Source organism: uncultured Novosphingobium sp., from assembly GCF_964277725.1.
Taxonomy (GTDB): domain Bacteria; phylum Pseudomonadota; class Alphaproteobacteria; order Sphingomonadales; family Sphingomonadaceae; genus Novosphingobium; species Novosphingobium fluoreni.
The window spans coordinates 1-11,444 of record NZ_CAXYKL010000213.1 but is presented as its reverse complement, the minus strand read 5'-3'; the positions used below and the strand labels follow the sequence as shown (position 1 = coordinate 11,444).

13 protein-coding genes and 1 pseudogene are annotated in these 11,444 nt (G+C 62.7%); 12 read left to right on the top strand and 2 right to left on the bottom strand.

The genetic code is table 11. The annotated features are described in order from the left end of the window. Positions 1-227, top strand: a pseudogene (locus ACHWRX_RS12200) (nitronate monooxygenase); the annotation flags it as partial. A 4-nt stretch (positions 228-231) separates the two neighbouring features. On the opposite strand, the gene ACHWRX_RS12195 reads toward ACHWRX_RS12200, so the two are convergent. Then, positions 232-1,500: an ammonium transporter gene (locus ACHWRX_RS12195; protein ID WP_394659393.1), complete on the bottom strand. Its 1,269-nt coding sequence runs from the start codon at positions 1,498-1,500 to the stop codon at positions 232-234. A 244-nt stretch (positions 1,501-1,744) separates the two neighbouring features. Here ACHWRX_RS12195 and ACHWRX_RS12190 point away from each other — a divergent pair, with 244 nt between their 5' ends. Then, complete coding sequence (locus tag ACHWRX_RS12190; RefSeq protein WP_153001005.1) at positions 1,745-2,176, top strand: SH3 domain-containing protein; 432 nt, start codon at positions 1,745-1,747, stop codon at positions 2,174-2,176. A 39-nt stretch (positions 2,177-2,215) separates the two neighbouring features. On the opposite strand, the gene ACHWRX_RS12185 is transcribed toward ACHWRX_RS12190, so the two are convergent. Next, the gene (locus ACHWRX_RS12185) at positions 2,216-3,412 is read right to left on the bottom strand and encodes an acetyl-CoA C-acyltransferase (protein ID WP_288414641.1); all 1,197 of its coding nucleotides are present in this window, start codon (positions 3,410-3,412) and stop codon (positions 2,216-2,218) included. A 254-nt stretch (positions 3,413-3,666) separates the two neighbouring features. On the opposite strand from ACHWRX_RS12185, the gene ACHWRX_RS12180 reads away from it, so the two are divergent. The 10 genes from ACHWRX_RS12180 to nuoG all read left to right on the top strand — a co-directional run. Beyond that, positions 3,667-4,041 carry an NADH-quinone oxidoreductase subunit A gene (locus ACHWRX_RS12180; protein WP_058737850.1) on the top strand — a complete coding sequence of 125 codons (375 nt, stop codon included), beginning with the start codon at positions 3,667-3,669 and terminating at the stop codon, positions 4,039-4,041. Further along, positions 4,038-4,595 carry an NADH-quinone oxidoreductase subunit B family protein gene (locus ACHWRX_RS12175; RefSeq protein ID WP_058737851.1) on the top strand — a complete coding sequence of 186 codons (558 nt, stop codon included), beginning with the start codon at positions 4,038-4,040 and terminating at the stop codon, positions 4,593-4,595. The genes ACHWRX_RS12180 and ACHWRX_RS12175 overlap by 4 nt, the downstream gene beginning before the upstream one ends. A 2-nt stretch (positions 4,596-4,597) precedes the next feature. Continuing rightward, complete coding sequence (locus ACHWRX_RS12170) at positions 4,598-5,437, top strand: NADH-quinone oxidoreductase subunit C (protein WP_394659392.1); 840 nt, start codon at positions 4,598-4,600, stop codon at positions 5,435-5,437. A gap of 2 nt (positions 5,438-5,439) precedes the next feature. Next, entirely contained in the window at positions 5,440-6,654 is a 1,215-nt protein-coding gene (locus tag ACHWRX_RS12165) for an NADH-quinone oxidoreductase subunit D (protein ID WP_394659391.1), read from the top strand. Then, the gene (locus ACHWRX_RS12160; protein ID WP_183616399.1) at positions 6,654-6,869 is read left to right on the top strand and encodes a superinfection immunity protein; all 216 of its coding nucleotides are present in this window, start codon (positions 6,654-6,656) and stop codon (positions 6,867-6,869) included. The genes ACHWRX_RS12165 and ACHWRX_RS12160 overlap by 1 nt, the downstream gene beginning before the upstream one ends. Before the next feature lie 77 nt (positions 6,870-6,946). Then, on the top strand, positions 6,947-7,147 hold the full coding sequence (locus tag ACHWRX_RS12155) for a hypothetical protein (RefSeq protein WP_183616400.1): 201 nt from the start codon (positions 6,947-6,949) through the stop codon (positions 7,145-7,147). Further along, a complete protein-coding gene (locus ACHWRX_RS12150; protein ID WP_394659390.1) occupies positions 7,140-7,475 on the top strand; it encodes a nuclear transport factor 2 family protein in 336 nt (111 codons plus the stop codon). Before ACHWRX_RS12155 ends, ACHWRX_RS12150 begins: the two co-directional genes overlap by 8 nt. Continuing rightward, positions 7,475-8,146 (top strand): NAD(P)H-dependent oxidoreductase subunit E, encoded by a 672-nt coding sequence (locus ACHWRX_RS12145; RefSeq protein ID WP_183616402.1) that lies wholly within the window; start codon positions 7,475-7,477, stop codon positions 8,144-8,146. The genes ACHWRX_RS12150 and ACHWRX_RS12145 overlap by 1 nt, the downstream gene beginning before the upstream one ends. Then, positions 8,143-9,453 (top strand): NADH-quinone oxidoreductase subunit NuoF, encoded by a 1,311-nt coding sequence (nuoF, locus tag ACHWRX_RS12140; protein ID WP_394659389.1) that lies wholly within the window; start codon positions 8,143-8,145, stop codon positions 9,451-9,453. The genes ACHWRX_RS12145 and nuoF overlap by 4 nt, the downstream gene beginning before the upstream one ends. Beyond that, the coding region (gene nuoG, locus ACHWRX_RS12135) for an NADH-quinone oxidoreductase subunit NuoG (RefSeq protein WP_394659388.1) at positions 9,453-11,444 on the top strand (1,992 nt) is incomplete at its 3' end. The genes nuoF and nuoG, both read left to right, overlap by 1 nt.

The window sequence follows — 11,444 nt, the reverse complement described above, 5'->3', positions numbered from 1 at the left end:
TCTCGTCCTGGAAGGACCATGACGATTACACCACGGGTCGCTTGGCCGATCCGCGCAGCTTCTGCATCCAGAAGACCCTGCAGGACATCGCACATGGCGGCCCGATTGACGAGAACCTGATGTTCGCAGGGCACGCGGCCTACAAGTTCAAGCAGGATCCGTTCTATTCCAACGGCTTCACGCCGACTGTTAAGGAATTGGTCGATCGCATCCTGACCGGCGACTGATCGCTTAGGCCTCGCCGTGAATGGCAGCGTCGAGGCCGGCCTCTTCGGAACTCTCGCTCACTCGCATCGGGAACGCGAGCGAGGCGGCGAGGGCGATGATCGTGCTGCCGATGGCGGACCAAGTCATCACCACGGCGACGCCGATCACTTGTGCCACAAGCTGCGCGACGGGGTTCATCGTATCGTCATAGCCGGTGCCGCCCAGTGCAGGCGCGATGAATATAGCGACGAGCACTGAGCCCGCCGCTCCAGGCACGGCGAAGAGGGAAAACACGCCGAGCCGATCGTCGATGCCGATCCGGCGGATGAGGGCTGCTGATCCGACGGCAAGCGCCGCTCCGATAGCTCCGATCGCCGCCGCCGCGCCCAGGGATACGGTCAGCGCCGCCGGCGCGATTGCGGCGAGACCGGCGACAAGGCCCATCGCGGCGGATTCCGCCCGGGGCGGTTGGCGGCGCAGGCGATCGATCAGGAGACGGGTCAGCATGCCCGCGCATCCGGCGGCGTGAGTGGCGAGCAGGGCGGCGGCGGCGTCGTCGTTCGCCGCTAAGGCCGAGCCGCCGCAAAGCGCCAGCCAACCCAACCACAGCAGGAACGCCCCCGCCAAGGTGATCGGCGACAAGCGCAAGTTGCGCGGGTCATCGAAGTCCAGGCCGCGCCCCATCAGGATCGCCGTGACCAGAGCCGCCGTGCCGGCCGACACTTCGAGCGCCATTCCGCCGGCAAAGTCGATCGTACCGGTAGCCGCCGCCAACCAGCCGCCACCCCACAACCAGTGGACCACCGGCGCCAGCACGATCAGGCTCCACAGCGTGGCGAACAGGATAACCCATCCAAACCGAGCGCGCCCCGACCAGGCGCCTGGAATCAAGGCGGTACACACGATTGCGCAAGCGATCTGGAAGAATGCGAAGGCGCTTTCGGGTACGGTCAGGCCGTCCCGCAAGTCGCTGAGTTGGATCAGCATCCACGCATTGCCGCTACCCAGCCAGCCAGCCGTCACCGTGCCGAACGCCAGCGTATAGCCGACGAGCACCCACGCGAGCGACACGGCGGCGGCGATCGTGGCGGTCTGGACCATCGTGGCCACGAACGCGCCGGTGCGGGCACGACCCGCCTGGAAAAGCGCGACGCCGGGTAATCCGGCCAGGAGCAGGAAGACCGTCGCGGCCAGCAGCCAAGCCGTGTCGCCAGACTCGCCGGGGGCAGCGGAAATGTCCTGCGCCTGCGCGACCATCGGCGTGACGGCGACCATGAGGATTGCTGAAGACATTATGCGGCGTATCGGATTCAAAACGGCATCCTCCCGACGCATAGCCCCGCGTCCATCCGAACGATTAGCCGCTTAACGTCAGGATTTGGTTACCGCCGGGTTGCCCAATAGCTAAGCGATACGGCAGAGCGCGACGAGCGGAGCGATCGGCGCATCACAAGCCTTGAAGCGAGGTTCTTCGCGGGTCTATGCAACGGCCATGCCCGCCTTGCGTCCCCGTCTCGCCCTCGCTCTAGCCCTGTCCATGGCAGCTGCTTTTCCCGCCCATGCGGACGATCAGGGTGTGCCCTATTGGGCATCGATAGACGCGGACGTGGCGAACATGCGAGTCGGTCCGGGGGACAGCTATCGTATTTCCTGGATCTATCGGCGGCCGCACTTGCCCGTCAAAGTGCTGCGCAAGGAAGGGCCCTGGCGGCTGATCGAGGACCCGGATGGCGAGCGTGGTTGGATGCGCGATTTGCTGCTGTCTCGCCAGCGCGCCGCCATGATCAAGGGGAAGGGCGACGTGGACATGCGCGCCGAGCCGAAGTCCGGATCGCATCTGCAATGGAAAGTGGAGCCGGGCGTCGTGGGCCTGCTGGGCGATTGCGATGCGGGCTGGTGCCAGTTTGACGCCGACGGCCACAAAGCCTTCGCGCCCGAAGACCGGCTATGGGGCACCGGCAACCCCTGAGACGGTCCCCCGGCGGCGGAGGAACCGTCTCCTAGATTATCAGCGAAGTTCGACCGCTATGGCCGTTGCCTCGCCACCGCCGATGCAAAGCGTCGCCACGCCGCGCTTCAAGCCTTTCTGCTTCAATGCCGAGAGCAGGGTGACGATGATGCGCGTGCCCGACGCGCCGATCGGATGGCCCAGCGCGGTCGCACCGCCATGGATGTTGATCTTGTCATGTGGGATGCCAAGATCGTGCATCGCGAACATGGCGACGCAGGCGAAGGCCTCGTTCACTTCGAACAAGTCGACATCATTGATGCTCCAGCCCACCTGATCGAGCAACTTGGTGACGGCACCGACCGGCGCGGTGGTGAACTTGGCAGGTTCGTGCGCATGGGCGGCGACACCCACGATCGTGGCAAGCGGCGTCAGCCCCTTGGCCTTGGCCTCGCTTTCGCGGGTCAATACGACGGCGGCGGCACCATCCGAGATCGAGCTGGACGTGGCGGCGGTGATCGTGCCTTCCTTGGCGAAAGCGGCTTTCAGCTGGGGGATCTTGTCGGGCTGGCCCTTGCCGGGGGCTTCGTCCTTGTCGACGATTACCTCGCCTTTACGAGTCTTCACCGTCACCGGCACGACCTCATCGGCGAACGACCCATCGGCGATGGCCGCCTGAGCTCGCCGTAGCGATTCGATTGCGTAGGCGTCCTGATCCTGCCGGGTCAGCTGATATTCGTCGGCGGTGCATTGCGCGAAGCTGCCCATCGCCCGGCCTTCTTCGTAGGCATCTTCCAGCCCGTCGAGGAACATGTGGTCATACAGCGTATCATGGCCCGCGCGCGCGCCGCTGCGGTGCTTCTTGGTCAGGTAGGGCGCGTTCGTCATGCTCTCCATGCCGCCAGCGACCACGAGGTCGATCGAACCGGCGGCCAGCGCCTCGGCACCCATGATCACCGTCTGCATGCCCGAACCGCAAACCTTGTTCACGGTCGTCGCCTGCACGGACTTTGGCAGGCCCGCCTTCATCGCGGCCTGGCGCGCCGGTGCCTGGCCCAGCCCGGCCGGCAGAACGCAGCCCATGTAGATGCGCTCGATCGCTTCGGGCTCGACTCCAGCGCGCTCGACGGCGGCCTTTACCGCGGTCGCTCCCAGGTCTGTCGCGGAGACATCGGCGAGTACGCCCTGCATCCCGCCCATCGGCGTGCGCGCGTAAGATAGAATCACGATAGGGTCAGCGGCGGAAATCTGAGCCATGGGCGATCTTTCACAATGAGGTCACGGACGATTGCACGCGAGGGTATTTGTGCAATGCGGCATTGGCATTGCAGCGCCGCACGGGGTATATAGAACACAATTGTCGGGCGGAAACCTCTGGTGTTGTCCGACAAAGCGTTTCTGCTCGCAGGAACGCATCATGCTGCTGAGGATTTGAACGGCTCCCGGGGTTGCACCGCGCAACGGGTAAGCCTAGGGCGCGGTGCAACCGGTTATCGCAACGAGTCAGAACTTTGGTCGATCTCTCGCAATACCTGCCGATCCTGATTTTCCTGGTGATCGCGCTGGCACTTTCCTCGGCGTTCGTGTTCCTGCCCATGGGCGTGGCGCGGCTGACGGGCACGCACAACCCCAACGCCGACAAGCTGAGCGAGTACGAATGCGGCTTTCCCGCATTCGAAGATCCGCGCAGCCAGTTCGACGTGCGATTCTATCTGATCGCCATCCTCTTCATCATCTTCGATCTTGAGGCGGCGTTCCTGTTCCCCTGGGCGGTTTCGCTGGATGTGACGGGCTGGCCTGGCTGGATCACCATGATGGTGTTCCTGGGCGAGCTGGCAATCGGCCTTGCCTATGCGTGGAAAAAGGGAGCTTTGGACTGGGAATGACCGATCTCGTCACCCAATTCCGCAAGGACGGCCATTTGCCCGAAGGGCAAACGGCGCCTGACCAGTCGTTCTTCAACGGGCTGAACCAGGAAGTGTCCGACAAGGGCTTCCTCGTTACCAGTACGGAAGAGCTGTTCCAGTGGGCCCGCACCGGTTCGCTGTGGTGGATGACATTCGGTCTCGCCTGCTGCGCGGTCGAGATGATTCACGTCAACATGCCGCGCTACGACATGGAGCGGTTCGGCGTCGCCCCGCGCGCTTCCCCGCGCCAGTCGGACGTGATGATCGTGGCGGGTACGCTGTGCAACAAGATGGCTCCTGCGCTGCGCCGCGTGTACGATCAGATGTCGGACCCTAAGTACGTCATCTCGATGGGATCGTGCGCCAACGGCGGTGGTTATTACCATTACAGCTACAGCGTCGTGCGCGGCTGCGATCGGATCGTGCCGGTCGATATCTACGTGCCGGGTTGTCCGCCCACTGCCGAGGCGCTGCTTTACGGCGTGATGCAGTTGCAGCGTAAGATCCGCCGCGTCGGCACGCTGGAGCGCTGAGGATGGCCGTTCTGCATTCAGCACCCCGTTTCGCCTCGAACGAAGGCGTGCTTGACAGTCTCTCGTCGGCGCTCGGCTCGATGCTTGTCTCCGCCAAGGACGAGATGGGCGAAGTCGTCCTAACCGTTCAGCGGGACCGCGTGGAAGAGGCGTTGCGCCTGCTTCGCGATGACCATCAGTACCAGCAACTGATGGAGATCGCCGGTGCCGATTATCCGTCGCGCGCAGAGCGTTTCGAAGTCGTTTACATGCTGTTGTCGTTGACGAAGAACCATCGCGTGATGGTCAAGGTCTCGGCTGCCGAGAATACGCCGGTGCCGACCGTCACCACGCTGTGGCCGGTCGCGGGATGGCTCGAGCGCGAAGTGTTTGACATGTACGGCGTGGTTTTCGCCGGCAATCCGGACTTGCGCCGCATCCTCACCGACTATGGCTTTGAGGGGCATCCGTTCCGCAAGGATTTCCCGCTGACCGGCTATGTCGAACTGCGCTATTCCGAGGAGGACAAGCGCGTCGTCTATGAACCGGTGAAGCTGGCGCAGGATCTGCGGTCATTCGATTTCATGAGCCCTTGGGAAGGCGCGGATTACGTGCTCCCAGGTGACGAGAAGGCGGGAACGCCGCCGATCGCTGAAGCCAAGGTCACGGAAAGTCCGAAGCAAACCGGGGCAGGCGCTCCTGCGGAAGGAAAATCACACGAAAAGGTGGTGCCCACTGCCGTGAAGGCAACCGACAAAGCCGAGCCGGGTGCGCCCGATCCCACGGCGAAGCGTGACGATCGCCCCGCTGACGGCGCGGCTTCGGACAAAGCGGGCAGCGGCCCGGCGCCGGAAGGTAGCTAATCATGAGCGGAATGACTCTGGAACGCTCGCCCACCACCACGGGCGAGGCGGTAGACAATTATACGATCAATTTCGGTCCCCAGCACCCGGCGGCGCACGGCGTGCTGCGCATGGTGATGGAGTTGGACGGCGAGGTGATCGAGCGTGTCGATCCGCATGTCGGCCTGCTGCATCGCGGCACCGAAAAGCTGATCGAGCATAAGACCTATCTTCAGGCGCTGCCGTACTTCGATCGCTTGGATTACTGTTCGCCGCTGTGCATGGAGCACAGCTACGTGCTCGCGGTGGAAAAGCTACTCAATATCGAGGTGCCGCTGCGGGCACAGTACCTGCGCGTGTTGTTCGCCGAACTAAGCCGCATCTGCAATCACATGCTCAACATGGGTAGCCACGTCATGGACGTGGGCGCGATGACGCCGAACCTGTGGCTGTTCGAAATCCGCGAAGATTGCATGAACTTCTTCGAGCGGGCTTCGGGCGCACGCATGCACGCCGCGTGGTATCGTCCGGGCGGTGTTCACCAGGACGTGCCGCTCAAGCTGCTGACCGATATCGGTGACTGGCTGGATACGCGCCTGCCGCAGCTGTTCGATGACGCGATGAGCCTCGTGGTGGATAATCGCATCTTCAAGCAGCGCAATGTCGATATCGCGCTGGTCAGCCGTGATGATGCGATCGCCTGGGGCTTTTCGGGCCCTATGATCCGTGCTGCCGGCATTCCGTGGGATCTGCGTAAAAGCCAGCCTTACGATGTCTACGATCGCATGGATTTCGAAGTTCCCGTAGGCACCAACTCCGACTGCTATGACCGCTTCATGGTCCGTGTAGAAGAAGTGCGGCAGTCGGCCCGCATCATGAAGCAGTGTCTACGCGAGATGCCGGAAGGGCCGATCGCGTCGACCGACCGCAAGGTCGTGCCGCCCAAGCGCGCCGAGATGAAAAGTTCGATGGAATCGTTGATCCATCACTTCAAGCTCTACACCGAGGGCTTTCACGTCCCCGCCGGCGAAGTCTATGTCGCGACCGAGAGCCCCAAGGGTGAGTTCGGCGTGTATCTGGTCTCTGACGGCTCGAACAAGCCGTACCGTTGCAAGATCAGGCCCACTGCCTTTTCGCACCTTCAGGCGATGGACATGATGTGCAAGGGGCACATGCTGCCTGATGCCACCGCTATTCTGGGTGCGATCGACGTCGTGTTCGGAGAGTGCGATCGGTAATGGACGGTGTTTCGATCTGGCATTGGGTGATCGTTATGGCGGTCGTCGTGCCGATCGGATTTCTTCCGAGCATCATCGCATTCGCTCGGGGACATGTGCAGAAGTGGTTGGTTTTCGTACTCAACCTTCTGCTGGGATGGACCGGGATCGTTTGGGTCGGCATGCTGATCTGGGCAATCGTGGGAAGGCCGGTGGCTGTGAAGGAAGCCACATAGAGTTTTGAATTCCGAGACAGGCGGGGTGGGACCCCCTGTTTCGGGTGAGCGTAGCGGGGATGGTGGGAGTACGAAGTATGAAGGCGCAGATGTTCGATATGACGCGGGTTTGGGCAATGCTGACGGGACTGGCGCTGGCCGCCTGGTACTTCGCGGCGCTTTATCTCGGCTTCAAGTCGTCCGACCTGCTGCCGATGCTGGTGACGGCGATCGGCGGCTTCGAGATGTTCCTGTTCGCGCAGGACCAGTGGTTGAAGAGAAAGAGCAAGCATGGCTGATCGCCTTGCCATCGCCGAGGCCATGATCGCACACTACAATGCGCAGGATGCCGACGCGTATGTGGCGTTGATGACTGAGGACGCCTGCGAAGCAGGCTATCGCGGCGCGGTTCTGCGTGACGGGCGCGAAGGCGTGCGTTCGGGTCTGAAGGCGATGTTTGCCGAGTTTCCCAAGAATAAGGCCGAGATCGTTAAGGGTTATGCTCTGGGTGATTTCGTTGTTCTGCACGAGACAGTCTCTCGCTCTCCGGAAGCCGAGCCCTTCGAAGTAATGTCGATCTACAGTTTCGAGGGCGACAAGTGCTCTCGCGTGGAGTTTGTTCGCTAATGGCCGACCGTTCCATCGCACCCGATACGCCCGAGCTGCGGGCGCGGTGGGGCAATTTCACCTTTGCGCAAAGCTGGGCTGACAAGGCCAAGGCGGCAATCGCGCGCTATCCCGAAGGGCGTCAGCGCTCCGCCGTGATGGCGCTGCTGGACTATGCACAGCGCCAGGTGGGTGAGGAAACCAACACGCAAGGCTGGCTGCCGATACCAGTGATCGAGTACGTCGCGCGCGAACTCGGCATGCCGGTGATTCGCGTGCTGGAAGTCGCCACATTCTACACGATGTACAATCTCGTGCCGGTGGGGCGCTTCCATGTGCAGGTCTGCGGTACGACGCCGTGCATGTTGCGCGGTTCGGACGACATCATTGCGACGTGCGAGAAGCGCGGTATGCATGCAGGCCATACGACGGACGACGGCCTATGGACCTTCACCGAGGTGGAATGCATGGGCAACTGCGCATCCGCGCCGATGGTGCAGATCAACGACGACAACTATGAAGACCTGACGCCGGAGCGGATGGACGCCATCCTCGACGCGTTGGCCCGGGGTGAGACGCCCAAGGCCGGCACACAGGAGCCAGGCCGCCATACGGTGGAACCGGCCGGCGCGCTTTCGACGTTGACGGCCATGGCCAACGAGAACCATGACTATCGGGGTGAGTGGGCATGAGCCTCGCCGACAAGGATCGCATCTTCACCAATGTCTACGGCTATCAGCCGTGGAACCTCAGCGCGGCGCAAGCCCGTGGTGATTGGGACAACACGAAAGACCTGATCGCGCGCGGGCGTGACGCGATCATTCAGGAAATGAAGGACAGCGGCCTTCGCGGCCGTGGCGGCGCGGGTTTCCCCACCGGCATGAAATGGTCCTTCATGCCCAAGGAACCGCCCAAGGACGCCGCAGGCAATCCAAAGCCCAGCTTCCTGGTCATCAATGCCGATGAGTCCGAGCCTGGTAGCTGCAAGGACCGCGAGATCATCCGCCACGATCCGCACAAGCTGATCGAAGGCGCGCTGGTCGCCGGCTTCGCGATGGGCGCTCGTGCCGCGTATATCTACATTCGCGGTGAATACATCCGTGAGGCCGAGACGCTCTTCGCCGCCGTGCAGGAGGCCTACGACGCCGGTCTGCTGGGCAAAAATGCGGCTGGTTCGGGCTACGATTACGACGTCTTCGTCCATCGTGGTGCTGGCGCCTATATCTGCGGTGAAGAAACCGCGATGATCGAGAGCCTGGAAGGCAAGAAGGGCCAGCCCCGTCTGAAGCCACCGTTCCCGGCCGGCGCGGGCCTCTATGGCTGCCCGACCACGGTCAACAATGTCGAATCGATCGCCGTCGCACCCACGATACTGCGGCGCGGGGCTAGCTGGTTCTCCAGCTTCGGCGCAGAAAACAATCGCGGCACCAAGCTTTTTCAGATCAGCGGCCACGTGAACAAGCCCTGCGTCGTTGAAGAAGCGATGAGCATTCCCTTCAGCGAGCTCATCGAAAAGCATTGCGGCGGCATTCGCGGTGGCAAGGCCAACTTGCTTGCCGTGATCCCAGGTGGTTCGTCCGTGCCTCTGGTGCCTGCCGAGCAAATCTGGGACGCGCCGATGGATTTCGACGGTCTCAAGGCTGTGGGATCGGGCCTCGGCACCGCCGCCGTGATCGTCATGGACAAGTCCACCGACATCGTGCGCGCGATCAGCCGCTTGTCCTATTTCTACAAGCATGAGTCCTGCGGCCAGTGCACGCCGTGCCGGGAAGGCACCGGCTGGATGTGGCGCGTCATGGAACGCCTGCGCACCGGCGAGGCGCACGTCGAGGAAATCGACATGCTCCAGCAGGTCACCAAGCAGGTCGAGGGCCATACCATCTGTGCGCTGGGCGATGCCGCCGCGTGGCCGATCCAGGGCCTTATCAAGCACTTCCGTCCCGAAATCGAGCGCCGCATCGAAGAGCGGCTTGGTTCGCTGCAAGAGGCCGCCGAGTAATGCCAAAGGTCAAAGTCGACGGCGTCGAGATCGAGGTTCCGAACGGGGCGACCGTGCTGCAGGCCTGTGAACTGGCCGGCAAGGAAATTCCCCGGTTCTGCTACCACGAACGGCTGAGCATTGCCGGCAACTGCCGCATGTGCCTGGTCGAGGTGAAGCCCGGGCCGCCCAAGCCGCAGGCTTCATGCGCGTTGCCCGCTGCCGACAACCAGGAAATCCGCACCGACTCCGAGATGGTGAAGAAGGCGCGCGAAGGGGTGATGGAGTTCCTCCTCATCAACCACCCCCTAGACTGTCCGATCTGCGACCAGGGCGGTGAGTGCGACCTGCAGGACCAGTCCGTTGCTTACGGCCGTGGCGGCTCGCGCTACCATGAGAACAAGCGCGCCGTGACCGACAAGTACATGGGCCCGCTGATCAAGACGCAGATGACGCGGTGCATCCACTGCACGCGTTGCGTCCGCTTTTCCGAAGAAGTCGCGGGCGTAGACGAGATCGGCGCGCTCTATCGTGGCGAGCAGATGCAGATCACCACGTATCTAGAGCATGCCGCCAAGCACGAGCTTTCGGCCAACGTGATCGACCTGTGCCCGGTCGGCGCGCTGACAAGCCGGCCCTACGCCTTCGAGGCTCGGCCATGGGAACTGAAGAAGACGCTGGGTATCGACGTTTCCGATGCGACCGGCGCGAACATCCGTATCGATGCGCGCGGCCGCGAAGTGATGCGCGTCCTCCCGCGCATCAATGACGACGTCAACGAAGAGTGGATCAGCGACAAGGCCCGCTATCAGGTCGATGGCCTGACGAAGCGGCGGTTGGACCGCCCGTGGATCCGCCGGGATGGCAAGTTGCAGCCGGCGACGTGGGCCGAAGCATTCGCTGCGGTCGGTTCGCTAAACCCCGGGAACAGCATCTCGGCAATTGCGGGCGACATGGTCGATTGCGAAACCATGTTTGCGGCCAAGACGCTGTTGGGCGCTTTGGGCTCCAGCCAATTGGAGGGCCGCCAGACCGGCATGGATTATGCGACCGACAGCATGGCTGCGGTCAATTTCAACAGCACCTTCAATGGCATCGAGACGGCTGACGTCATCCTGATCGTCGGGTCGATGGTGCGGTGGGAAGCGCCGCTGGTGAACGTGCGCATCCGCAAGGCGGTCAAGCGCGGGGCGAAGGTCTTCCTGATCGGTGCCGAGTGGGAGACCACCTTCGGCGGTGAGTTCCTGGGCACAGATCGTTCGCTGCTGGGCGCTCTGCCACAGCATGTCACCGATGCGTTCGGCGTAGCCAAGCGCCCGGCAATGATCGTCGGCGGAGCAGGGCTGGGCGGTGGCGGCCTTGGTGCGGCGCTTGCGTTGTCTCGCAGCCTTAACTTGGTGCGTGACCTGGATGATGGCACCCAGTGGAACGGCTTCAACGTACTGCACATGGCGGCGAGCCGTATGGGCGGGCTGATGCTGGGCTTCGCGCAGAAGGGTGGTCTGGCCGATATTGTGAATGCAAAGCCCAAGGTCGTCTTGGCACTGGGCGCAGACGAAGTGGACTACACCAAGTTCGTAGACTCGATGATCGTCTACATCGGCCATCATGGTGACAAGGGCGCACATGCGGCGGACGTGATCCTGCCCGCGGCCGCCTACACCGAGAAGTCCGGCACTTACGTGAACACCGAGGGACGGGTGCAGTTTGCCGACAAGGCGGTTTTTGCGCCCGGTGACGCGCGTGAGGATTGGACGATCCTGCGCGCCCTTGCGGATGCGTTCGGAGTGTCTGTCGGTTTCGACAGCTTCGAAGAATTGCGCAGTGCGATGATCGCGGCTGTTCCGGCTCTTGGCATCGAAGGCTTGGCGGACTACGGAAGCGTTCTGCCGTCAGGTGGTGGTTCCGCCGGCGGTGCCATCGCCGCTTATCCGATCCAGGATTTCTACATGACCAACCCAATCGCGCGTGCGAGCGCCGTGATGCAGCGCTGCTCGGCGGAATTGCTGCAC